The organism is Pseudomonas flexibilis, from assembly GCF_000802425.1.
Classification (GTDB): Bacteria; Pseudomonadota; Gammaproteobacteria; order Pseudomonadales; family Pseudomonadaceae; genus Serpens; species Serpens flexibilis.
Window position 1 is genome coordinate 1 of the sequence record NZ_JRUD01000025.1, and the last position, 22,242, is coordinate 22,242.

The following is a 22,242-nucleotide window of genomic DNA, read 5'->3' on the forward strand; positions in this document are numbered from 1 at the left end:
GGCGGGACGATCTCTCCCACGGTCTGTACTTGCGTCAGATGCGAACTTGGTCCCTCATCCCCGACAGGCACAAACATACAAGCGAATTCATTCGCGAGCTTCTGGCGGCGGCCTGCGCGAACAGCGCGCGGACAAGTCCGCCCCCTGCATAGGCCATGGGGCTACCAGGGCCGGATCGGCACCGCCGTCAGCGAGTTCTGCGGACTGCCTTCGATGATCCGGTCGCTGTAGACCAGATACACCAGCGTGTTGCGCTTCTGGTCGTGAAAGCGCACCACCTGCATGCTCTTGAAGACCAGCGAAGTACGCTCCTTGAACACCTCCTCGCCATCCTTCAGCTCGCCCTTGAAGCGGATCGCGCCGGTCTGCAGGCATTCGAGCGAGGCCTCGGAGCGATCCTCGGCCAGGCCCAGGCCGCCGCTGACCCCGCCGGTCTTGGCGCGCGACAGGTAGCAGGTCACGCCCTCGACCTTGGGGTCATCGAAGGCCTCGACCACCACCTTGTCGTTGGGCCCCAGCCACTTGAACACCGTGGAAACCTCGCCGATGGTTTCGGCCAGGGCGAGGGGCGAAAAGAGCAGGGTGGCCAGGGCCAGTGCGCGCATGGATGTGTCCTCAGACCAGGATCAGGTTGTCGCGGTGGATCAGCTCGGGGCCGTCGATGTAGCCAAGCAGCTCCTCGATGTCGGTGGTCGGATGGCCGATGATCTTCTGGGTCTCCGCCGCGCTGTAGTTCACCAGTCCGCGGGCGACCTCCTCGCCCTGCGGGCCGACGCAGACCACCATCTCGCCGCGCCGGAAGTTGCCGGAGGCGGCCTTGACGCCGACCGGCAGCAGGCTCTTGTGTCCGTCGCGCAGGGCGCGCACGGCGCCGGCGTCCAGCGTCAGCGTGCCGCGCATCTGCAGGTGGCCGGCCAGCCACTGCTTGCGGGCGGCGTGGCGGCTCTGTTCGGGGCTGAGCAGCGTGCCCAGGCGCTCGCCGGTCTTGAGGCGATCGAGAACGCTCTCGATGCGGCCGCCAACGATCACCGTGTAGGCGCCGGAACGTGCCGCCACGCGCGCGGCACGCAGCTTGGTCTGCATGCCGCCACGCCCCAGGGCGCCGGCGCTGCCGCCAGCCACGGCGTCCAGTTGCGGGTCGTCGGCGCGGGCTTCGTAGATGAGCTTGGCGTCGGGGTTGTGGCGCGGGTCGGCGTCGAACATTCCGTCGCGGTCGGTGAGGATCACCAGCAGATCGGCTTCCACCAGGTTGGCCACCAGCGCGGCCAGGGTGTCGTTGTCGCCGAAGCGGATCTCATCGGTGACCACCGTGTCGTTCTCGTTGATCACCGGGATCACGCCCAGGTCCACCAGGGTGCGCAGGGTGGTGCGGGCGTTCAGGTAGCGCTTGCGGTCCGACAGGTCGTCATGGGTGACCAGGATCTGCGCAGTCTGCAGGCCGTGCTCGGCGAAGCTGCTTTCCCAGGCGCGGATCAGGCTCATCTGGCCCACCGCGGCGGCGGCCTGCAGCTCGTGCATGGCCTTGGGGCGTTCGGCCCAGCCAAGCCGGTTCATGCCGGCCGCCACCGCGCCGGAGGATACCAGCACCAGTTCCGCGCCCGCCTGGCGCAGGGCGACCATCTGCTTCACCCAGGTGTCCATTGCCGCCCGGTCCAGCCCCTTGCCGTCGGCGGTCAGCAGGGCGCTGCCAATCTTCACTACCCAGCGCCTGGCGCCGGTCACCTTGTCGCGCATGTCTTTGTTCTGCCTTCGCAAAGCCGTGAGTCAATCAGCACGGCGCCGCTTGGAGAAGCGGCGCCGTGGGTTTGTCGTCAGTCCCTGACGTAGATGATTTCCGGACCGTCCTCGTCGTCCTCGTAATCGTCGAAATCGTCGTCGTCCACGTCGTCGACGCTCTTCAGGCCGGCGCGGCGCAGGGCGCGGCGGTCGTCCAGTGCCTGCAGGCGGGCGCGCGCCTCGTCCTCGATACGCTGGTTGAGCTCTTCCAGCGCCTGGGCGTACTCCGGATCCTCGGCGATGCGCTGATCGCGCTCGTCCAGGTAGCGCATGATGTCCTTGCTCAGCGCGTCGGTGCCTTCGCTCTCCAGCGCGGAGATCACGTAGACCGGGCCCTTCCAGTCCAGGCGCTCGACGATGTGCTTCAGACGCTCCTCGCGCTCCTCGTCGAGGATCTGGTCGGCCTTGTTCAGCACCAGCCAGCGTTCACGCTCCAGCAGCGCCGGGCTGAACTTGCCCAGTTCGTTGAGAATCGTCTCGGCGGCGTCAGCCGGGTCGCTCTCATCCAGCGGGGCGATGTCCACCAGGTGCAGCAGCAGGCGGGTGCGCGCCAGGTGCTTGAGGAAGCGGATGCCCAGGCCGGCGCCCTCCGACGCACCTTCGATCAGGCCGGGAATGTCGGCGACCACGAAGCTCTTGTAGCGGGCCACGCTGACCACGCCCAGGTTGGGGATCAGGGTGGTGAAGGGGTAATCGGCGACCTTCGGCTTGGCGGCGGACACTGCGCGGATGAAGGTGCTCTTGCCGGCGTTGGGCAGGCCGAGCAGGCCGACATCGGCCAGCACCTTGAGCTCCAGCTTGAGGTCGCGGGATTCGCCGGGCTTGCCGGGTGTGGTCTGGCGCGGCGCGCGGTTGGTGCTCGACTTGAAGCGGGTGTTGCCCAGGCCGTGCCAGCCGCCCTGAGCGACCAGCAGGCGTTGCCCCGCCTTGACGAGGTCGCCAATGATTTCCTGGGTGTTGGCGTCGATCACCGTGGTGCCGATCGGCACCGGCAGGATCAGGTCCTCGCCCTTGGCGCCGGTGCAGTCGGTGCTGCCGCCCTTCTGGCCATTCTGGGCCTGGAAGCGGCGGGTATAGCGGTAGTCCACCAGGGTGTTGAAGTTTTCCACGGCTTCCAGGTACACGGAGCCGCCGTCGCCCCCGTCACCGCCGTTGGGGCCGCCCTTTTCGATGAACTTCTCGCGGCGGAAGCTCATCATGCCATTGCCGCCGTCGCCGGCCTTTACAGAGATCGATACTTCATCGACGAATTTCATGGAGCGCCTCCCGCCCGTGGGCGGGCAGTATGAATCGGGTGAATCAGCCCAGGGCCTGAGGGCCTGTCGAACGTCCGACAGGCTCCTGGCGGCCACTAGGATACAGAAACAAAAAAGCCCCGTCGCACGGACGGGGCTTTTTCAGCAAGCGCGGACTTAGGCAGTCACGACGCTCACGTAGCGACGGCCGAAGGCGCCCTTCACTTCGAACTTGATCGCACCGTCCACTTTCGCGAACAGGGTGTGATCCTTGCCGATGCCCACGCCGTAGCCAGCGTGGTATTGGGTGCCGCGCTGACGCACGATGATGTTGCCGGCCTTGACAGCCTGGCCGCCGAACAGCTTCACGCCAAGGCGTTTGCTTTCTGAGTCGCGGCCGTTGCGGGTAGAACCGCCAGCTTTTTTGTGTGCCATGAGTCAAATCCTCCTAAAGGGATCAGGCCTGAATGCCAGTGATCTTGATTTCGGTGAACCACTGACGGTGGCCCTGGCGCTTCATGTGGTGCTTGCGGCGACGGAACTTGATGATGGTCACCTTGTCATGACGGCCCTGGCCGATGACTTCAGCAGTCACCTTGGCGCCTTCTACGACCGGAGCGCCGATCTTGACGTCGTCGCCGTTGCCGACCAGCAGCACGCGGTCGAAGCTGATGGATTCGCCAGTGGCGACTTCCAGCTTCTCGACCTTCAGGAATTCACCTTCGGCGACCTTGTATTGTTTGCCACCGGTAACGATTACAGCGTACATGGAATATCTCCGTTGATCCTGCTCACCCAGCGCTTTATAGGAGGAGGTATTGGCTGGCATGGCTGCTCGGGTTCGAAGGGTCGCCGAGCATTTGCGTAAGGCAGGGAAATTGCCCAGGAAAGTTCAGGGTGCGCGATTGTACGCAAGGCACCCAGGCGGCGCAAGCGGCGCGGGGCCTCGCCTTGACAGTGTCTGGGGCGGCCCCTAGCATGCCGCGCAATCCTGCAAGTGTGAGATACGCCGTGCAACCGCAACTTTTCCATCGCGTGGTAGCGGACGATTTCGCCGCCGTCGACGAGATCATCCGCCAGCAGCTCAGCTCGCGCGTTCCCCTGGTGGAAAAGATCGGCGACTACATCATCTCGGCCGGCGGCAAGCGCCTGCGCCCGCTGCTGGTCCTGCTCGCCGGGCGCGCCCTCGGTTACCGCCAGGACGATCTGCGCCTGCTGGCGGCGATCATCGAGTTCCTGCATACCTCGACCCTGCTGCATGACGATGTGGTGGACATGTCCGGCATGCGCCGTGGCCGTTCCACCGCCAACGCGCTGTGGGGCAACGCGCCCAGCGTGCTGGTCGGCGACTTCCTGTATGCGCGCTCGTTCGAAATGATGGTCACGCTGGGCTCCATGCCGGTGATGCGCATCATCTCCCAGGCCACCCGGGTGATCGCCGAAGGCGAAGTGCTGCAGCTGTCCAAGGTGCGCGACGCCAGCACCACCGAAGAAACCTACATGGAAGTCATCCGCGGCAAGACCGCGATGCTCTTCGAGGCCTCGACCCACAGCGCGGCGGTGCTGACCCAGACCCCGGCGGACGTGGCTGAAGCGCTGCGCCAGTTCGGCGACAACCTGGGCATCGCCTTCCAGCTGGTCGACGACCTGCTGGACTACAAGGGCGACGCCGAAACCCTGGGCAAGAACGTCGGCGACGATCTGGCCGAAGGCAAGCCGACCCTGCCGCTGATCTACACCATGCGCGAAGGCAACGCCGAACAGGCCGCGCTGGTGCGCCAGGCTATCCAGAAGGGCGGCATCGAGGACCTGGAGCGCATCCGCGAGGCCGTGGAAGCCGCCGGCGCGCTGGACTACACCGCCAGGCTGGCCCGCGAGTATGCCGATCGTGCCATTGCCTGCCTGGAGGTGCTGCCGGATTCCGAGCATCGCCAGGCCCTGGAAGAACTGACCCGCTTCGCGGTCGCCCGTACCCACTGAGGCCAGGTGACGTCTGGCGTCGCCCCCCCCCGACGGCGGCCGGAAAAACGCCGACCGCTCTAGGACCTCAGGGTTTTATCGCTACCTTCAACACCCCGTCGCGCTGGTGGGAGAACAGGTCGTAGGCCTCGACGATGTTGTCCAGCCGGTAGTGATGGGTGACCAGCGCGCCGAAGTCCGCCCGGCCGGAGGCCACCACATTGAGCAGCCGCCGCATGCGTTCCTTGCCGCCCGGGCACAGCGACGTAATGATCTTGTGGTCGCCCAGGCCGGCATGGAAGGCGCCCAGTGGAATGCTCAGGTCCTGGGAATAGACCCCCAGGCTGGACAGCGTGCCGCCGGGCTTGAGCACCCGCAGCGCCTGCTCGAAGGTGGTCTGGGTACCCAGCGCCTCGATGGACGCGTCCACGCCACGCCCGCCGGTCAGTTTCAGAATCTCGTCTACCACGTCGACGTTGCGGAAGTTCAGCGTCACGTCGGCGCCCATGCGGCGGGCGACTTCCAGGCGCTGGTCCACGCCGTCCACCACGATGATGGTGCTGGCGCCACGCAAGCGCGCACCGGCGGTGGCACACAGGCCGATCGGCCCCTGGGCGAATACCGCGACGATGTCGCCGATACGGATATGGGCCGCCTCGGCGCCGGCGAAACCGGTGGACATGATGTCCGGGCACATCAGCACCTGCTCGTCGCTGAGGCCGTCCGGTATTGGTGCGAGGTTGGCCTGTGCATCGGGCACCAGCGCATATTCAGCCTGCACGCCATCGATGCTGTTGCCGAAGCGCCAGCCGCCCATCGGCTTGTAGCCATGGCAGCTGCAGCCGCCGTCCTGGCTCGGCACGCCGTCCTGGCAGGCGTAGGAGGTGAAGCTCGGGCAGATTGCGCCGGCAATCACCCGCTGGCCTTCCTGATAGCCCTTCACGTTGCTGCCCAGTTTCTCGATGATGCCGACCGGTTCGTGGCCGATGGTCAGGCCGCGCGCCACCGGGTATTCACCCTTGAGGATGTGGACGTCGGTGCCGCAGATGGTGGTGGTCGTGATGCGCAGCAGCGCGTCGTTGGGACCGACCTCTGGGATGGGTTTTTCCTGCAGTTCGATGCGGCCGGGTTCGACGAACACGGCGGCTTTCATCATGGCCATGGCACGCTCCTGGGTAGGGAAGAGTGTCAGGACACTCTAGTCCCAGGAATGGCCCCCGGTCGCGGCGGTGCATTGTCGCGCGCCGGGCGGTTACTCCTCGCCGGCCGCGAAGTCGTAGTTCATGGTGGCAGCCGGGCTCTGCAGGTAATGGCCCTGGATATAGTTCACCCCGGCCTGCCAGAGGCTGGACAGCGCGCTGGCGGTTTCCACTGCGGGCATGATGCTCAGCCGGTTCTGGGCATGCAGGCCGGCCAGCAGGGTCTTGATGCCTTCAAGCTGCTCCGGCTGGCCGAGCTCGCGCGTGAAGGAAGCGTCCAGCTTGACGTAGTCGGCAGCCAGGTGGCGCAGGGTGTTGAGCGGGTTGAGCGCGCAGCCGAACTGCACCAGGGCGACCTTGCAGTGCAACGCGTGCAGCCCTTCGGCCAGCGCCTTGGCCTGCTTGAGGTAGCTGACGGCATCGGTTTCGCGCAGTTGCAGCACCAGGCTGTCGGCGGGCAGGCGTGCGGCCTTGAGCACCGTGGTGAGCCAGGGCAGCAGGCCGGGGTCCTGCAGGCTGGCATCGCTCAGGTGGATGAACAGGCGCGTGCTGTGTCCCTTGGCCAGGTGCTCGACCAGCTGTTTGACCGCCGTGAGCAGTACCCAGCGGTCGATCCGTACCGCCAGTCCGGCCTGGCGGGCGGCGTCCAGGAAGTCCGGCGGCGACAGTTCCTCGCCCTGGGGCGAGGCCAGTCGCAACAGCACTTCGTAGTGCTCCTGGGTGTCGCCGCGCAGGCTGATGATCGGCTGGAACAGCAGCCGGAAACCGTTGTTATCCAGTGCCTGGCGCACCATGGCCTCCAGGTTGCCGCGGCTGGCTTCGGCGGCCAGCTCCTCGGTCGGGTCGTGCAGCTTGAGGCCGGCGCGTCCCTCCAGGCTGTCGGCGCAACGGTGGGCACGGTCGATCACGTCCTGGGCGCGGGCGGTCTTTTCGCTCAGGCCGGCGAGGCCGATGCCCAGGCTGGCCTGCACGCTGCGGCCGTGGATGTCGAACAGGTGGCCCTCCAGGCGCTTGAGCAGCGCCTCCAGCGGCGTCTGCAGCTGCTCCGGAGTGTGCCCGGTGTACAGGACGGTGAAGACCTCGTCGCTGAAGCGCGCCAGGTACGCCTCGGCGGGCAACTGGCCGGGCAGCCAGCGCGCCAGCTCGGTCAGCAGCAGGCCGATGTCGGTGACACCCAGTTCGCTGAGCAACTGGGCGTAGTGGTTCAGTTGCAGGTAGGCGAGGGCGGACGGCTGGCCGGCATTCACCGCGCGCTCGGCGGCGGCATCCATCAGCTCCAGGAAATGCGGGCGGTTGTACAGGCCGGTCAGCGGGTCGAGGGTGCTCGCCTCGCGCAACCGCTCCTCCAGCTCGGCGTTGTCTGCATCACGGCGGATCACCACCTGAATGCAGGGCTCGCCGTCATAGCTGGCCGGGGAAAAATGCATGCGGGCGCGGAACGTCTCGCCATCCGTGCGCACGCCGCCACAGTTGAGTTCGCTGCGGCCATTGCCACTCTGGTAGCCCTTGAGGAAGTCCTTGAAGGCACTCTGATCGCTGGCACCGATCAGGTCGATCATCGGCATGCCTTCCAGCTCGTCGGCGTCGGCATAGCCGAACAGCTCCAGGTAGGCGCGGTTGGCATAGATATGCATGCCGTCATGCGCGTAGGCGATGGCATCCACTGAGCTGTCGAGCAGCAGTTGGCAGCGCTTCTCCGCTTCGTGCAGCGCCACTTCCGCGGCGCGGCGGGCGCGACGCTCCTCCAGGTTGGCCAGTTCGCGCTCGGCGACGCGCATCAGGCGTTCGTCCTCGCCCTGCGGCAGGGCATCCTGAGCGCCCAGGCTCATGGCCTCGACAATCGCGTCGCTGATGTCGCGGGTCGGCATGCCGGCGGGCACCAACTGGATGATCGGCAGGTCCTTGGCCTGGCGGCGAATGGCGTGCACCACCTCCTCGGGGGGCAGCAGCTGGCTGCTGGGTGCGCAGATCAGCAGGTCCCAGGTCTGTTGCAGGGTGCTTTGCAGGTCTTCGGCCGAGGTCAGGCGCTGCACGCGGGTGGCGCGCCCGGCGTTGCGAAACAGGCTGACCAGGCGCTCGGCCTCGTTTTGCGAGTCTTCGAGCAGCAGCAGGCGAATGGTCTTCTTGTCGATGGTCATGGAGAGGACGCGGCCCGGGCGGGCGAATAACGCTGGAGGGTGTGCCCGGAATCTTGCGGCGCGGCGCGCGGCGCGTCAAAACGCCCGGCCGAAGCTGTGACGTGGGTCGCTTGGGGTGCGGCAGGCCGGGTGGGGAGGCGTTATGTCGGCCGCGCGGAATCGGGCTGGCCGGGGTGGGCCGGGATGAACCCGGCCCGGCAGGCTTACTGGGCGCCGTCGTGCGCCATGCCCAGTCGCTGGCCCATGACCACGGGGCTGAGGGCGGCCAGTTGTTCGTCCCAGTCGACCTGGTTGGGTCCGAACAGCACGATGGCGGTCGAGCCCAGCTTGAAGCGGCCCATTTCTTCGCCTTTCTCCAGGCTTATGGGTGCGCGGGCCGCCTCGTCATAGCGGAAGCTCTTCAGCGCACGCTTGGGCGGCGTGACCAGGCCGGCCCAGACCGTTTCGATGCTGGCGACGATCATGGCGCCGACCAGCACGACGGCCATCGGCCCGCGCTCGGTGTCGAACAGGCAGACCACGCGCTCGTTGCGGGCGAACAGCTCGGGTACGTTTTCCGCGGTGGTCTGGTTGACCGAGAACAGTCGACCGGGCACGTAGACCATCTCGCGCAGGGTGCCGCCCAGCGGCATGTGCACGCGGTGATAGTCGCGCGGCGACAGGTAGACGGTGGCGAACTGGCCACCCATGAACGGCGCGGCGCGCTCGGCGTCGCCGCCCAGCAGCTCCAGCGCGCTGAAGCTGTGGCCCTTGGCCTGGAAGATGCGCCCGTCGGTGATCGCGCCGAGCTGGCTGACGGTGCCGTCGGCCGGGCAGAGGATGGCGCCGGGCGTCGTGTCCAGCGGGCGGGCGCCTTCCTTCAGGGCGCGGGTGAAGAAATCGTTGAAATGGGCGTAGGCGTTCAGGTCCTCGACCTGGGCCTGGCTCATGTCCACCTGGAAGTGCTCGGCGAAACGGCGGATGAAAGTGCTCTTCACCCAGCCGATCCGGCATTCGGCCAGGCAGCCGGCCAGGCGCGACAGCAGGTGATGGGGCGTCAGGTACTGACTGAGGATGAACAGGCGGTCTTTGAAGGACATGAAGGTTCCTTGGGTCTGAGCCTAGAGTTCGACGGGCGTGTCGGGATGGTTGCCCCATTCCGACCAGGAGCCGGCATAGCCTTTGACGCGCGGGTAGCCGAGCGCCTTGGCCACCAGATAGGTGAAGCCCGAGCGGTGATGGGTGTGGCAGTGGGTGATGATTTCCTTGTCCGGGGTAATGCCCAGGGCCTGCAGCTGTTCGGCGATGTTCGCACGAATGCGCAGGGCACGCGCGCCATCCATCCCGGCGGTCCATTCGTAGTTCACCGCCCCCGGGATGTGCCCACCCTTGGCAGCCAGCACCTTCTCGCCCCGGTATTCGGCGGGCGAACGGGCGTCCCAGATCACCAGGTCGTCGGCGCCCAGGCGGCTCTGCAGGTAGTCGAGGCTGGCGATGGGTGTCTCGTCGAGGCGCAGCTGCACCGGGCCGCCGGCGCGCGGCGGGACGTCGTGGCTGAGCGGCAGGCCGGCGGTCAACCAGGCATGCAGGCCGCCATTCAGGTAGTGGTAACGGCGCTGGCCAATGATGTCCAGCAGCCAGATGAAGCGGCCGGCCCAGCCGCCGCCTTCGTCGTCGTACACCACGTAGACCGCACCGTGCCGGTGGCCGAGATCGCCGAACAGCTCTTCCAGATGCTCGCGGGGCGGCAGCAGGCCGGGCGCCGGCGGCTGGCCAAGCTGAGTGCGCTTGGGGTCGATGTAGCGAGCGCCGGGAATATGACCCTCTGCATAGCGGGCGCTGCTGGTCAGGTCGACCAGGATCAGCTCGGGCGCCGACAGGCGCGGCAGCAGGTCCGACGGTTCGATCACCAGCGGCAGTTCGGAAAAGACGTCGCTCACGGCGGCTCTCCAGGAAAAGGGCGGGCGATTGTAGCGAAAAGCCGCCCGTACGGCAGTGGGCCCGCCGACGAGACGGTCAGGGCGCCGGCGGTACGGCTGCCGCAGTGGCTGGCGCGCCGCGCCGACCGAAGGCCAGCGTGCCACGCTCGATCACCCGCGCGGTCTTCTCCAGCAGCTCCAGCTGGCGATCCGAGAAGGGCATGCCGTGCTGGTCGCCGAACAGCACCAGGCCGTTGCGCCCGCCCAGATCGAAGCCGCGCATGACCATATGGCGCCCATCGAACTGTTCGCGGATGGCCGGCGGCAGCTTGCGACACAGCCCGGCGTTGCGCTGCGGCGAGACGTGCACCAGCACCGATTGCGCAATCAGTTGCGGCAACAGCGGCCAATGCCCCGGGTCGGCCTTCAGGCGGGGCGTGCGGGGCGGCAGGCCTTGCTGATGCAGGGCGATCAACTGGCCCTGGCGGTCCGTACAGAGCAGGGCGAAGCGCTGCAGCCCGCACAGTTCCAGGGCTTGCGCGGCGCTGGCGAGCAGGTGTGGCAGATTGGCGAAGGCGCTCGGCTGCTGGCTGAAACGCTCGCACAGGCGGCTCCATTGTTCCGGGCGGAAGAAGCTGGAAAGCAGCGAGGGCGGCTCAGGGGGTGGCGGCCTGCGGCAGCCTGCCGGCCAGAGCAGCGCCTGGGCCGGGTGCCAGGCCGGGCCCGCCGGCAGCAGGCGGGCGCTGTCCGCCGCCAGGCCGTGAGTCTGCGTCTGCACGCGCGCCAGGGGCAGGTCGAGATAGAGCGCCGTCAGTCGCTGCCAGCGCAGGCTGCGGGCATCATCCCAGGCGCTGTGGGCGGCCAGCGCGAGGGCGTTGGCGAACAGGGCGCTGTGGCTGGGGCGGGTCAGCCAGCGCAACTGCTCGGAGTCCTCGTCCTGCAGGCGCTGCAGCGGGTGCGTGCCGGGCCGCCGTGCCAGGCGCAGGCAACGGATCAGGGCGTCGCGCTCCTGGCCCAGCGCCTGGTAGCTAAGGATCACCGCCTCGGGCAGTCGCCAGCGCCGGGCCAGCGCCTGGCCCAGTTCCACCAGCGGCACGCCGAACAGATCCTGTTCCACCGTGCGGGCCGGCTGGTGCTCGCCGATCACACGCGCTTCCCAGCGTTGCAGCAGGTCGGGGAAGGCCTGGGCCAGCGCCCAGAACGGCGCCAGGAACAGCAGGCTGGCGCAGAGAATCTCGCCCTCCAGGCGCGCCATGCGGGTGGCGAACAGGCCGGCGGCCTGGTGTTGGGCGTGCTGGCTGATCAGCAGCAACTGGATCAGGGCCGGCGGCAGGGTGGTCGCGTTGCGTTCCGGAAGTTCCTGCAGGATGGTCGCGGCGCGACTCAGGCCGAGGCGTACCAGGGCGCTTTCCAGGTGCTCGCTGTCACTGCCCAGCGGGCCGGGTGCGTGGCGATTGGCTTCGCGCAAGAGGGCCAGGGTCAGGGCCGGACAGGTCTGCAGTCGCTGGGCGATGATGCGCAGCGGACGGTCGCCACGGCGCAGTTCGCGGTGCAACTGCTCGCGTTGCCGGTCGGAAATGGGCAGGCTCGTCGCGTCCAGGCGTTCAAGCCAGGCGTCGAGGCTGCGGGGCGGCGCGGAAGGGTCTGGCATGGGCATTGGCGCGTACCTGAAAAATTCGCCTTCAGTTTGCCTGAAGGGCGCCGATAACCACTAGGGCATAACCGGTCGTCCGCTTCCTCCAGGATTCGTAGTCTTCAGTCATGGCAAAAATCATCGGTATTCTCGTCGTATTCAGCAGCGTGCTGGGCGGCTTCGCGCTCGCGGGCGGCAAGATCATGGCGCTGATCCATCCGTTCGAGCTGATCATCATCGGTGGTGCGGCGCTGGGCGCGTTCATCCAGTCGAACCGTGGCCACAACTCGTGGCGCATCATCAAGAAATCGCTGCGCATGTTCAGCTCGCGCTACAACCGGGCCTATTACCTGGAAGTGCTGCGGCTGATCTACGACATCCTCACCAAGAGCCGGCGTGAAGGCATGATGGCCATCGAGGGCGACATCGAGGAACCCCACGAAAGTCCCATCTTCGCCAAGTACCCTAGCGTGCTGAACGACGAGCGCATGGTGGCGTACATCTGCGACTACCTGCGCATCATGACCAGCGGCAACATGGCCGCTCACGAGCTGGAAAACCTCTTCGAAATGGAGCTGGCCAGCCTCAAGGAAGAGCTGCACCACCCCTCCCACTCGGTGGGCAAGGTGGCCGACGCGCTGCCGGGCTTCGGTATCGTCGCCGCAGTGCTGGGCATTGTGATGACCATGGCCCTGCTCGGCGAAGCCGAGCAGGCGCGCATCGGTGAAAGCGTGGCGGCGGCGCTGGTGGGTACCTTCCTTGGTATCCTGGCCGCCTACGGCTTCATCGGCCCGCTGTCGGTGTGCCTGGAGCAGGACGCCCGCGAGGAGCTGAACGTCTACGAGGCCATCAAGGCCAGCCTGATCGCCTCGGCCTCCGGCCTGCCGCCGACCCTGGCGGTGGAGTTCGGACGCAAGGTGCTGCTGCCGGGGCATCGGCCCAGCTTCCAGGAGCTGGAACAGGCGATGCGCGGGAGCTGATGACAGGCGATGGAAAACAACCAGCCCATCATCATCAAGCGCATCAAGCGCTATGACAGCGGCCATCACGGTGGCTCCTGGAAGATCGCCCTGGCCGACTTCATGACCGCCATGATGGCGTTCTTCCTGGTGCTCTGGCTGATGTCGGTGTCCACGCCGCTGCAGCGGGCGATCATCTCCGGCTACTTCAAGGACCCGATCGGCTTCAGCGGCTCGACCAGCAAGCACGTCATCGACCTGGGCGGCTCGCCGCACCCGGCGCCGGATCGCACCCAGAACGTCGAGCTGAACGGTCCGCTCAGCGAGGGACTGAGCAATCCGGTGGACGTCGACGAGATCAGCAACCTGTCCGCCGAGCTGGATTTCGAGCGTCTGGAAATGCTGCGCCTGGAGCTGCAGAACGTCATCGAGGAAAGCCCCGAGCTGCAGCGTTTCAAGGACCAGATCCTGATCGAGAGCACCCGCGACGGGCTGCGCATCCAGATCATGGATTCGGAGAATCGCCCGATGTTCGCCCTAGGCAGCGACCGCATGGAAGAGTACTTCGAGGACATCCTGCTGGCCCTGGGCGACACTCTGGTCACCGTGCCGAACAAGATCACCCTCAGCGGCCATACCGATGCTCGTCAGTACTCGGCGGCGCGCGGTTTCGAGGGCAACTGGGAGCTGTCCACCCAGCGCGCCAACGCCGCCCGCCGGGCGCTGGTGGCCGGTGGCTATCCGGAGGAGAACGTTGCCCAGGTGGTCGGTTACGCCTCAGCGGCGCTGTACAACCGCGCCGATCCCTACAGTCCGGCCAACCGCCGCATCGATATCGTGGTGCTGACCCGTAAGGCGCAGCGGGCGATGGAAGGCGAGCCGGATGGCTCGGGTGGCCGCCTCCCTGCGCCGCAGGAGACGCCGCCGCCGCCGGTGCCGGCCGAGGAGGTGAAGCAGCGCATGGACCTGTTCCGCGACGGCCCGCTGCAGATGGATGAGCTGAAGCAGCAATAAGGCCAGTCCCCCTCTCCCCGACCCTCTCCCGCGAGGGGAAGGGGGGTGTTGCGCTGCTAGTACTCGCGTTCCGGCAGGCTGGCGATGATGTGCCGGTAGCTGGCCAGTCGCTGCGGCTGGATGCGTCCTTCCTCCAGCGCCTGCAGCAGGGCGCAACCCGGTTCCCGGTCGTGGCGGCAGTCGCGGAAGCGGCAGCGACCGAGCAGTTCGCGGAACTCGATGAAGCCGGCTTCCACATCGTCGCGGCTGACATGGCCCAGACCGAATTCGCGGATGCCGGGCGAGTCGATCAGGTCGCCGCCCTCCGGGAAATGGAACAACCGCGCCGTGGTGGTGGTGTGCGTGCCCTTGCCGGTCAGTTCCGAGAGCGCGCCGACCTTCAGGTCGACCCCCGGCAGCAGGCTGTTGACCAGCGACGACTTGCCCACCCCCGACTGGCCGACGAACACGCTGATGCGGTCATCCAATGCCGCGCGCAGCTGGTCCATACCGGCGCCTTCGTGGGCGGAAACTTCCAGCAAGGGGTAGTCGAGCTGCCGATAGGTGGTCAGCAGGCTGTCGATGAACGCCGCGTTGTCCTCATCGAGCAGGTCGGCCTTGTTGAGCAGCAGCAACGGGCGGATGCCGGCGTGCTCGGCGGCGATCAGATAGCGGTCGATCAGGTTGGCGTGCGGCTGCGGCAGTGGCGCGAAGACGATGACGATCTGATCGACATTCGCCGCCACCGGCTTGAGCTGGCCGCGGCTGTCCGGCCGGCACAGTTCGCTGCTGCGCGGCAGCTGGGCGACGATCACCCCCTGGCCCTGGTTGCCGGCACGCCACACCACCCGGTCGCCAGTGACCAGCGTGGGCAGGTTGGCGCGCAGGTGGCAGCGGCAGATCTGCCCGTGGCCGTCTTCGACATCCACCTGCACGCCGAAATGGGCAATCACCAGACCGTGCTGTTCCGGGCCCAGGTCGCCGCCTTCCAGCTCGTCGAGCATGCGCTCCTCGCGCTTGGCGGCGCGTGCGGCGCGCTCTTCCTGGATCTTGCCGATGCGCCAGTTTTGCCGGCGAGAGAGTTGGCGTTTGGACATGCTGGAGCCTGGTCGGAGAAAGGCCGGCATTCTATCACGGCGCGCCGGGGCGCCCGGGGTGCGACGATTCGTTCTGGCAAAGCGCCGTCAGGAAGCGGAGTATTTGATTCGGACGGTCGGACCACTAGACTGCGCCGCCCCGACCCAAGGAGCCCCGTCATGCTGAATGCCCAGAACCTGATCTGGATCGACCTGGAAATGACCGGACTGGATCCGGACAAGGATCAGATCATCGAAATGGCCACCATCGTCACCGACAGCCAGCTAAACGTGCTGGCCGAAGGCCCGGTGATCGCCATCCACCAGAGCGACGACATCCTCGCCGGCATGGATGAATGGAATACCCGCACCCATGGCCAGTCCGGGCTGACCCAGCGCGTGCGCGAAAGCCGGATTGAAACCGCCGAGGCCGAGGCGCTAACCCTGGCCTTCCTGGAGGAATGGGTGCCCAAGGGCGCCTCGCCGATCTGCGGCAACAGCATCTGCCAGGACCGCCGCTTCCTCTACCGCCACATGCCGACCCTGGAAGCCTATTTCCACTACCGCAACCTGGACGTCTCCACCCTGAAGATCCTCGCCGACCTGTGGGCGCCGGCTGTGAAGGAAAGCTTCCAGAAAAAGGGCAGCCACCTGGCACTGGACGACATCCGCGAATCCATCGCCGAGCTGCGCCACTACCGCGAGCATTTCATCAAGGCGTGAGGGCCGCGTAGGGCGGTCAGCGTTCTTCTGGCCGCCAGCCGGGTGCGCACCGAACCCAAACGCTCGCGAACGAATTCGCTCCCACCGGTTGAACTCGGTGCCGCCTTTTGTGGGAGCGCGAGCTTTCCGAACGCTACCCCCGCCCGTGCCGCGCCAGCGCCCAGGCCACATGCTCGCGCACCAGCTCCGACGGGTCGTCGCGCCGCAGCTCCAGCGCCTCGATCACCGCGATGGTGCTCGGCGCATTGCCCAGCCCCACCGCCAGGTTGCGCAGCCAGCGCTGGTAGCCGGCGCGGCGCAGTGGCGAGCCCTCGGTGCGCTGCAGGAACTCCTCCTCGCTCCAGCGGAACAGCGCGGCCAACTGGCTGTTGTCCAGGCCGTGACGCGGCAGGAAATCGCTTTCGCCAGTGGGGCGCGCGAAGCGGTTCCACGGGCAGACCAGCTGGCAGTCGTCGCAGCCGAACACCCGGTTGCCTATCAGCGGTCGCAGCTCCAGCGGAATCGCCCCCTTGAGCTCGATGGTCAGGTAGGAGATGCAGCGTCGCGCATCCAGCAAGCGTTCCCCGGCGAACGCGCCGGTCGGGCAGATGTCCAGGCAGGCCCGGCAGGAGCCGCAGTGCTCGCGGTTGTGGGGCTCGTCCATCGGCAGTGGCAGGTCGACGAACAGCTCGCCGAGGAAGAACCAGCTGCCGGCCTGGCGGTTCAGCAGCAGGGTGTTCTTGCCGATCCAGCCGAGGCCCGCCTGCTGGGCCACCGCCTTCTCCAGCACCGGTGCGCTGTCCACAAAGGCGCGATAGCCGAACGGACCGACCACGCCCTGGATGCGCTCGGCCAGTTGCTGCAGGCGCTTGCGCACCAGCTTGTGGTAGTCGCGGCCCAGCGCGTAGCGCGATACATAGGCCTGCTCCGGGTCGGCCAGGCGTTCGGCCATGCCGGTGTCGCCGGGCAGGTAGTCCATGCGTACCGAGATCACCCGGCGGGTGCCTTCCACCAGTTCGGCTGGCCGTGAGCGCTTGTGACCGTGGGCGGCCATGTAGTCCATCTCGCCCTGGTAGCCGGCGGCCAGCCAGTCCTGCAGATATTGCTCATGTGTGCCGAGGTCGACATCGGCGATGCCTACCTGCTGGAAGCCCAGCTCGCGGCCCCAGTCCTTGATGGACCGGGCCAGGGTGTCGAGATCGGGAAACGTGGCGGACATGGCGGGGCGGCGGGCTGGTGAAGATGCGTATAATTCTGCCAGACATCGGAGCTACCCATGGCACCCGCTCGCGACCCACTGCCCATTCCCCTCTATTCCGCTGCTCAGGTGCGTGACCTCGACGCCCGGCTGATCGCCGCCGGCACGCCGGGGTTCGAACTGATGCAGCGCGCCGCGCATGCCGCCTGGCGCGCGCTGCGCCAGCGCTGGCCGGATGCCCGGCAACTGACCGTGCTGGCCGGACGCGGCAACAATGCCGGCGACGGTTATCTGCTGGCGGCCCTGGCCGTGCGTGCCGGACTTGAGGTGCGCGTGCTGGCGGTGTGCGATCCCGCCGAGCTACGGGGCGATGCCGCGCTGGCGCATGCCGAGGCCCGCCAGGGCGGCGCGTCAATCGAGCCCTGGCGGGCCGATGCGAACCTGGCCGGCGTGCTGGTCGATGCGCTGCTGGGCACCGGCCTGCAGGGCGAAGTGCGCGAGCCCTATGCCGCCGCCATCGCCGCCATGAACGCCAGCGGCCTGCCGGTTCTCGCCGTGGACATTCCCTCGGGTCTGTGCGCCGACAGCGGCCGGGCGCTGGGCAGTGTGGTGTGCGCGCAACTGACAGTGACCTTCATCGGTCTGAAGTTCGGCCTGTTCAGCGGCGTGGGCCCGGACGTGGTGGGCGAGCTGCGCTTCGCCGACCTGCAGGCCGACGCGGCGCTGGTCGCGGCCACACCCTGGCTGGCGCAACGCCTGGATGGCTCGGTGGTGCCGCGCCTGGCGCCGCGTCGGCCCACCGATCACAAGGGCCGCTTCGGTCATGTGCTGGTGGTGGGCGGCGAACGCGGCACCGGCGGCGCCGGCCTGCTCGCGGCGGAAATGGCCTTGCGCAGCGGTGCGGGCCTGGTATCGCTGGCGACCCGGCCGGATAACACCGCCGCTTCCCTGGCGCGTTGTCCCGAAGTGATGGCCGCCGGCGTGTCCTCCGCCAACCAACTGATGCCGTTGCTGGATCGCGCCAGTCAGTTGGTGGTCGGGCCGGGGCTGGGGCAGGGCGCCTGGGGGCGTAGCCTGCTGTCCGCCGCGGCGGCCTCTGGCAAGCCGCAGGTCTGGGATGCCGATGCGCTGAACCTGTTGGCGGCGGGCGCGGCTCGTTTGCCGAGTGAGGCGCTGCTGACGCCGCATCCCGGCGAGGCGGCGCGGCTGTTGGGTGTCGATACCCGGGAGATCCAGGCCGACCGTCGCGGAGCGGCGCTGGCACTGGCCCGGCGCTACGGCGCCGTGGTGGTGCTCAAGGGGGCCGGCAGCCTGGTCGCCGCGCCGGACGGTCGGCTGGTGCTCTGCGATCAGGGCCATCCGGCAATGGCCAGCGCCGGGCTCGGCGATGTGCTGGCCGGCCTGCTGGCTGCGTTGCGTGCCCAGGGATTACAGGCCTTCGAGGCCGCCGCTCTCGGTGTCTGGCTGCATGCCCGCGCGGGAGTCCGGCTCGGCGCCGGCGGTCGCGGGCTGGCTGCCCGCGACCTGATGACTGTCATACGAGAAGTGCTGGAGGAGCATGCCCCATGTCTGAACTGATGCTGTATGCCGCCGACGAAGCGACCATGCTGGCCCTGGGCGCGCGCCTGGCGACGGTCAGCGAGGGCCGGGGCGTGATCTACCTGCACGGCGACCTGGGCGCCGGCAAGACCACGCTGTCGCGCGGCATCGTGCGCGGCTTCGGGCATACCGGGGCGGTCAAGAGTCCGACCTTCACCCTGGTGGAACCCTATGAGCTGGGCGCGGCGCGCATCTATCACTTCGACCTGTACCGCCTGGTCGACCCCGAGGAGCTGGAGTTCCTCGGCATTCGCGACTACTTCACCGGTGATGCCCTGTGCCTGGTGGAGTGGCCGCAGCGCGGCGCCGGCGTTTTGCCAAGGGCGGACCTGGACATTACCATTACCCCCCATGAAGCCGGTCGCGCGCTGCGCCTGAGCCCGCGTAGCCCGCGCGGCGAGGCCTGGTGTCGAGCGCTGGCGCTGCCGGAATGAGCAAGCGGATGGAGAAACTGATGCGAGTCGCCGCTGCGTTCGTCGGGATTGCGATGCTCCTGGGGCTGACGGCGGAAGCCATGGCCGTCGAGGTGCGGGGCGTGCGCCTGTGGCGGGCTCCGGACAATACCCGCCTGGTCTTCGACCTCGGCGGCCCGACCGAACACAGCGTGTTCACGCTCAGCGCGCCGGATCGCCTGGTGATCGACATTCCGGCCGGCCAGATGAAGGCTGCGCTGGACCAGCTCTCCGTGGAGAACACCCCCATCAAGGGGCTGCGTTCCGCCCAGCGCACGCCCAGTGAACTGCGCATCGTCGTGGACCTGGGCGCACGGGTGACGCCCCGCAGCTTCACCCTCCCGCCCAACCAGCAGTACGGCCATCGCCTGGTGGTGGACCTGTACGACGAAGGCGCGGCGCCGGAGACCCCTGCTGCAACGGCGACCGCGGCGGCCGTGCCACCGGTCCGGCTGGCCCCCTCGCCGAGTGCCAAGCGTGACGTGCTGATTGCCATCGACGCCGGACATGGCGGGGAAGATCCCGGCGCGCTGGGGCCGCGCGGGGTGCGCGAGAAGGACGTGGTGCTGGCCATCGCCCGCGAGCTGCAGCGCCAGATCAACGCCGAAAAGGGCTTCAAGGCCCAGCTGGTGCGTACCGGCGACTATTTCATTCCGTTGCGCAAGCGCACCGAGATCGCCCGCAAGATGGGCGCCGACCTGTTCGTTTCCGTGCACGCCGATGCCGCACCGCGCACCTCGGCCTCCGGGGCATCGGTGTTCGCCCTGTCCGACCGGGGCGCGACCTCGGAAACCGCGCGCTGGCTGGCCGACACGGAAAACCGCTCAGACCTGATCGGCGGCGACGGTGGCGTCAGTCTGGACGACAAGAACCCCATGCTGGCCGGTGTGCTGCTCGACCTGTCGATGACCGCCTCGCTGTCCTCCAGCCTGGATGTCGGCCAGAAGGTGTTGACGCAGATGGGCCGCGTCACGCCGCTGCACAAGCGGCGCGTGGAACAGGCCGGGTTCATGGTGCTCAAGTCCCCGGACATTCCCTCGATTCTGGTGGAGACCGGCTTCATCACCAATCCGGGCGAGGCCAGCAAGCTGCAGAAGTCCAGCCACCAGCAGGCACTGGCCCGTTCGATTCATCAGGGCATCCGCCAGTTCTTCCATGCCAGCCCGCCGCCGGGCACGCTGCTGGCCTGGGAACGGGACGCCAAGTTGCTGGCCGAAGCCGCGCCGATCGCGCGCACCCACGTGGTCAGCGCCGGTGAGAACCTGCTGCAGATCGCCCAGCGCTACCAGGTCAGCCTGGCCAGCCTGCGCCGAGCCAACAACCTGAATAGCGACATGATCCGCATTGGCCAGTCCCTGCGCATCCCCGCCACCAGCCTGGCGGTGCAGCCATGAGTGAAACTCGTCGTATCCAGCTGCTCAGTCCGCGGCTGGCCAACCAGATCGCCGCCGGTGAGGTGGTCGAGCGCCCGGCCTCGGTGATCAAGGAGCTGCTGGAGAATTGCCTGGATGCCGGTGCCCGGCGCATCGACGTGGATGTGGAACAGGGCGGTATCAAGCTGTTGCGCGTGCGTGACGATGGCGGCGGCATTCCGGCCGACGACCTGCCGCTGGCCCTGGCGCGCCATGCCACCAGCAAGATCCGCGAGCTGGACGATCTGGAAGCGGTCAGCAGCCTGGGCTTTCGTGGCGAGGCGCTGGCCTCGATCAGTTCGGTGTCGCGCCTGACCCTGACCTCGCGCACCGCCGATGCCGGCCAAGCCTGGCAGGTGGAAACCGAGGGGCGTGACATGGAGGCGCGCGTGCAGCCGGCGGCGCATCCGGTCGGCACCACCGTGGAAGTGCGCGACCTGTTCTTCAACACCCCGGCGCGGCGCAAGTTCCTGCGCACCGAGAAGACCGAGTTCGAGCACCTGCAGGAAGTCATCAGACGCCTGGCGCTGGCGCGCTTCGATGTGGCCTTCCATTTGCGCCACAACGGCAAGAGCGTGCTGGCGCTGCATGAAGCATCCGACGCACAGACCCGTGCGCGCCGCGTGGCGGCGGTGTGCGGGCCGGCCTTCCTGGAGCAGGCGCTGCCGGTGGAGATCGAGCGCAACGGCTTGCGCCTGTGGGGCTGGGTCGGCCTGCCGACCTTCTCGCGCAGCCAGGCGGACCTGCAGTACTTCTACGTCAACGGTCGCATGGTGCGCGACAAGCTGGTTGCTCACGCGGTGCGCCAGGCCTACCGCGACGTGCTCTACAACGGCCGGCATCCGACCTTCGTGCTGTTCCTGGAGCTCGATCCGGCGACGGTGGATGTCAACGTGCATCCGACCAAGCACGAGGTGCGCTTCCGCGACAGCCGCACCATTCACGACTTTCTCTACGGCACCCTGCATCGCGCCCTGGGCGAGGTGCGTCCGGAGGATCAGCTGGCCGCACCGGCCGCTGTCGCGCCGATGGTCCGCCCCACGGGGTTGGACGCCGGCGAATTCGGCCCGCAGGCGGAAATGAGTCTGGCCGCCACGGTGCTGGAGCGGCCCGCCGACGTCCCCGCCTGGCGACCCGCCAACGGGGGCGGCTATGCACCGCGCGGCGTGCAGCCGGTGCCGGCGGCTGAGCTGCAGGGCGCCTACCGCGAATACTTCGCCCCGCTGCCAGCTGCCGAGGTGGCGCCGCTGCCGGAATCCAGCGGTGACATTCCCCCGCTGGGCTACGCCCTGGCCCAGCTCAAGGGCGTCTACATCCTGGCCGAGAACGCCCTGGGTCTGGTGCTGGTGGACATGCACGCGGCCCACGAGCGCATCACCTACGAGCGGCTGAAGACCGCCATGGCCAGCGAGGGGTTACGCGGCCAGCCGTTGCTGGTGCCGGAAAGCCTGGCGGTCAGCCAGCGCGAGGCGGATTGCGCCGAGGAACACCATGCCTGGTTCCAGCGCCTGGGTTTCGAGCTTCAGCGCCTGGGGCCGGAGAGCCTGGCCATCCGCCAGATCCCGGTACTGCTCAAGCAGGCCCAGGCCGGACAGCTGGTGCGCGACGTGCTGGCCGATCTGCTGGAATACGGCAGCAGCGACCGCATCCAGGCACACCTCAACGAGCTGCTGGCGACCATGGCCTGCCACGGCGCGGTGCGTGCCAACCGCCGCCTCACCGTGCCGGAGATGAACGCCCTGCTGCGCGATATGGAACACACCGAGCGCAGCGGCCAGTGCAACCACGGTCGGCCGACCTGGACGCAGCTGGGTATGGACGACCTGGATAAGCTGTTCCTGCGCGGCAGGTAATTGGCCATGGGTACTGTCCATGCGGGCCAACGCGTCACGTTGACCAGCCCATGCATAGTTGGTAGGTCGTAGATACCGTCTTGCTCCCTACCGCGCAAGCGCCAGTTTGGGGTCGAAGGGCTGGCCGGATTTGAGCACCCCATAGGCGATGTGCAGCAGC

General features: G+C 67.7%; 20 protein-coding genes. 8 read left to right on the forward strand and 12 right to left on the reverse strand.

The window, feature by feature from the left end:
- Positions 1-161: 161 nt before the first annotated feature.
- The 5 genes from SF06_RS15145 to rplU form a co-directional block, all read right to left on the reverse strand.
- Entirely contained in the window at positions 162-605 is a 444-nt protein-coding gene (locus SF06_RS15145) for a CreA family protein (protein WP_027589023.1), read from the reverse strand.
- A 10-nt stretch (positions 606-615) separates the two neighbouring features.
- Complete coding sequence (gene proB / locus SF06_RS15150; protein WP_027589022.1) at positions 616-1,734, reverse strand: glutamate 5-kinase; 1,119 nt, start codon at positions 1,732-1,734, stop codon at positions 616-618.
- 77 nt (positions 1,735-1,811) lie between these two features.
- Positions 1,812-3,032, reverse strand: coding sequence for an Obg family GTPase CgtA (gene cgtA, locus SF06_RS15155; RefSeq protein ID WP_039562433.1), 1,221 nt, complete (start codon positions 3,030-3,032; stop codon positions 1,812-1,814).
- Between the two features lie 156 nt (positions 3,033-3,188).
- The gene (gene rpmA, locus SF06_RS15160) at positions 3,189-3,446 is read right to left on the reverse strand and encodes a 50S ribosomal protein L27 (protein WP_027589020.1); all 258 of its coding nucleotides are present in this window, start codon (positions 3,444-3,446) and stop codon (positions 3,189-3,191) included.
- Positions 3,447-3,468: 22 nt separating this feature from the next.
- Entirely contained in the window at positions 3,469-3,780 is a 312-nt protein-coding gene (gene rplU / locus SF06_RS15165) for a 50S ribosomal protein L21 (RefSeq protein ID WP_039562440.1), read from the reverse strand.
- 242 nt (positions 3,781-4,022) lie between these two features.
- Between rplU and SF06_RS15170 the strand changes: the two genes are divergently transcribed.
- On the forward strand, positions 4,023-4,991 hold the full coding sequence (locus tag SF06_RS15170) for a polyprenyl synthetase family protein (protein ID WP_027589018.1): 969 nt from the start codon (positions 4,023-4,025) through the stop codon (positions 4,989-4,991).
- A 67-nt stretch (positions 4,992-5,058) separates the two neighbouring features.
- On the opposite strand, the gene SF06_RS15175 is transcribed toward SF06_RS15170, so the two are convergent.
- The 5 genes from SF06_RS15175 to SF06_RS15195 form a co-directional block, all read right to left on the reverse strand.
- Positions 5,059-6,132, reverse strand: a complete 1,074-nt coding sequence (locus tag SF06_RS15175; protein ID WP_039562441.1) for an NAD(P)-dependent alcohol dehydrogenase — start codon at positions 6,130-6,132, stop codon at positions 5,059-5,061.
- A 90-nt stretch (positions 6,133-6,222) separates the two neighbouring features.
- Positions 6,223-8,307: an EAL domain-containing response regulator gene (locus SF06_RS15180; RefSeq protein WP_027589016.1), complete on the reverse strand. Its 2,085-nt coding sequence runs from the start codon at positions 8,305-8,307 to the stop codon at positions 6,223-6,225.
- Positions 8,308-8,510: 203 nt separating this feature from the next.
- Entirely contained in the window at positions 8,511-9,386 is an 876-nt protein-coding gene (gene asd, locus SF06_RS15185) for an archaetidylserine decarboxylase (RefSeq protein WP_039562443.1), read from the reverse strand.
- A 21-nt stretch (positions 9,387-9,407) separates the two neighbouring features.
- Positions 9,408-10,226: a rhodanese-like domain-containing protein gene (locus SF06_RS15190; RefSeq protein WP_039562445.1), complete on the reverse strand. Its 819-nt coding sequence runs from the start codon at positions 10,224-10,226 to the stop codon at positions 9,408-9,410.
- Positions 10,227-10,302: 76 nt separating this feature from the next.
- Positions 10,303-11,862: an HDOD domain-containing protein gene (locus tag SF06_RS15195; RefSeq protein WP_052199844.1), complete on the reverse strand. Its 1,560-nt coding sequence runs from the start codon at positions 11,860-11,862 to the stop codon at positions 10,303-10,305.
- A 104-nt stretch (positions 11,863-11,966) separates the two neighbouring features.
- Here SF06_RS15195 and motA point away from each other — a divergent pair, with 104 nt between their 5' ends.
- Together motA and motB are read left to right on the forward strand one after the other, a co-directional pair.
- Positions 11,967-12,818 carry a flagellar motor stator protein MotA gene (gene motA, locus SF06_RS15200; protein WP_027591751.1) on the forward strand — a complete coding sequence of 284 codons (852 nt, stop codon included), beginning with the start codon at positions 11,967-11,969 and terminating at the stop codon, positions 12,816-12,818.
- Positions 12,819-12,827: 9 nt separating this feature from the next.
- Positions 12,828-13,811: a flagellar motor protein MotB gene (gene motB / locus SF06_RS15205; RefSeq protein WP_039562447.1), complete on the forward strand. Its 984-nt coding sequence runs from the start codon at positions 12,828-12,830 to the stop codon at positions 13,809-13,811.
- A gap of 56 nt (positions 13,812-13,867) precedes the next feature.
- On the opposite strand, the gene rsgA is transcribed toward motB, so the two are convergent.
- Positions 13,868-14,887: a small ribosomal subunit biogenesis GTPase RsgA gene (rsgA, locus tag SF06_RS15210; RefSeq protein WP_039562448.1), complete on the reverse strand. Its 1,020-nt coding sequence runs from the start codon at positions 14,885-14,887 to the stop codon at positions 13,868-13,870.
- Between the two features lie 159 nt (positions 14,888-15,046).
- On the opposite strand from rsgA, the gene orn reads away from it, so the two are divergent.
- The gene (gene orn, locus SF06_RS15215) at positions 15,047-15,589 is read left to right on the forward strand and encodes an oligoribonuclease (protein WP_039562449.1); all 543 of its coding nucleotides are present in this window, start codon (positions 15,047-15,049) and stop codon (positions 15,587-15,589) included.
- Between the two features lie 133 nt (positions 15,590-15,722).
- Here orn and queG read toward each other — a convergent pair whose 3' ends face one another.
- On the reverse strand, positions 15,723-16,787 hold the full coding sequence (gene queG / locus SF06_RS15220; RefSeq protein WP_039562451.1) for a tRNA epoxyqueuosine(34) reductase QueG: 1,065 nt from the start codon (positions 16,785-16,787) through the stop codon (positions 15,723-15,725).
- A gap of 57 nt (positions 16,788-16,844) precedes the next feature.
- Here queG and SF06_RS15225 point away from each other — a divergent pair, with 57 nt between their 5' ends.
- From SF06_RS15225 to mutL, 4 genes are read left to right on the forward strand one after another with little or no spacing between them, the layout of a single operon-like run.
- Positions 16,845-18,344 carry a bifunctional ADP-dependent NAD(P)H-hydrate dehydratase/NAD(P)H-hydrate epimerase gene (locus tag SF06_RS15225; RefSeq protein WP_039562452.1) on the forward strand — a complete coding sequence of 500 codons (1,500 nt, stop codon included), beginning with the start codon at positions 16,845-16,847 and terminating at the stop codon, positions 18,342-18,344.
- Positions 18,332-18,799, forward strand: a complete 468-nt coding sequence (gene tsaE / locus SF06_RS15230) for a tRNA (adenosine(37)-N6)-threonylcarbamoyltransferase complex ATPase subunit type 1 TsaE (RefSeq protein ID WP_039562453.1) — start codon at positions 18,332-18,334, stop codon at positions 18,797-18,799. The genes SF06_RS15225 and tsaE overlap by 13 nt, the downstream gene beginning before the upstream one ends.
- Positions 18,800-18,819: 20 nt before the next feature.
- Positions 18,820-20,211 (forward strand): N-acetylmuramoyl-L-alanine amidase, encoded by a 1,392-nt coding sequence (locus SF06_RS15235; RefSeq protein ID WP_027591744.1) that lies wholly within the window; start codon positions 18,820-18,822, stop codon positions 20,209-20,211.
- Positions 20,208-22,082: a DNA mismatch repair endonuclease MutL gene (gene mutL, locus SF06_RS15240; RefSeq protein ID WP_039562455.1), complete on the forward strand. Its 1,875-nt coding sequence runs from the start codon at positions 20,208-20,210 to the stop codon at positions 22,080-22,082. Before SF06_RS15235 ends, mutL begins: the two co-directional genes overlap by 4 nt.
- Positions 22,083-22,242 lie beyond the last annotated feature (160 nt).

Bases quoted from the DNA above. Each gene is read 5' to 3' on its own strand.
- SF06_RS15145 (WP_027589023.1), bottom strand. From the start codon at position 605: ATGCGCGCACTGGCCCTGGCCACCCTGCTCTTTTCGCCCCTCGCCCTG.
- proB (WP_027589022.1), bottom strand. From the start codon at position 1,734: ATGCGCGACAAGGTGACCGGCGCCAGGCGCTGGGTAGTGAAGATTGGC.
- cgtA (WP_039562433.1), bottom strand. From the start codon at position 3,032: ATGAAATTCGTCGATGAAGTATCGATCTCTGTAAAGGCCGGCGACGGC.
- rpmA (WP_027589020.1), bottom strand. From the start codon at position 3,446: ATGGCACACAAAAAAGCTGGCGGTTCTACCCGCAACGGCCGCGACTCA.
- rplU (WP_039562440.1), bottom strand. From the start codon at position 3,780: ATGTACGCTGTAATCGTTACCGGTGGCAAACAATACAAGGTCGCCGAA.
- SF06_RS15175 (WP_039562441.1), bottom strand. From the start codon at position 6,132: ATGGCCATGATGAAAGCCGCCGTGTTCGTCGAACCCGGCCGCATCGAA.
- SF06_RS15180 (WP_027589016.1), bottom strand. From the start codon at position 8,307: ATGACCATCGACAAGAAGACCATTCGCCTGCTGCTGCTCGAAGACTCG.
- asd (WP_039562443.1), bottom strand. From the start codon at position 9,386: ATGTCCTTCAAAGACCGCCTGTTCATCCTCAGTCAGTACCTGACGCCC.
- SF06_RS15195 (WP_052199844.1), bottom strand. From the start codon at position 11,862: ATGCCCATGCCAGACCCTTCCGCGCCGCCCCGCAGCCTCGACGCCTGG.
- motA (WP_027591751.1), top strand. From the start codon at position 11,967: ATGGCAAAAATCATCGGTATTCTCGTCGTATTCAGCAGCGTGCTGGGC.
- motB (WP_039562447.1), top strand. From the start codon at position 12,828: ATGGAAAACAACCAGCCCATCATCATCAAGCGCATCAAGCGCTATGAC.
- rsgA (WP_039562448.1), bottom strand. From the start codon at position 14,887: ATGTCCAAACGCCAACTCTCTCGCCGGCAAAACTGGCGCATCGGCAAG.
- orn (WP_039562449.1), top strand. From the start codon at position 15,047: ATGCTGAATGCCCAGAACCTGATCTGGATCGACCTGGAAATGACCGGA.
- queG (WP_039562451.1), bottom strand. From the start codon at position 16,787: ATGTCCGCCACGTTTCCCGATCTCGACACCCTGGCCCGGTCCATCAAG.
- SF06_RS15225 (WP_039562452.1), top strand. From the start codon at position 16,845: ATGGCACCCGCTCGCGACCCACTGCCCATTCCCCTCTATTCCGCTGCT.
- tsaE (WP_039562453.1), top strand. From the start codon at position 18,332: ATGTCTGAACTGATGCTGTATGCCGCCGACGAAGCGACCATGCTGGCC.
- SF06_RS15235 (WP_027591744.1), top strand. From the start codon at position 18,820: ATGCGAGTCGCCGCTGCGTTCGTCGGGATTGCGATGCTCCTGGGGCTG.
- mutL (WP_039562455.1), top strand. From the start codon at position 20,208: ATGAGTGAAACTCGTCGTATCCAGCTGCTCAGTCCGCGGCTGGCCAAC.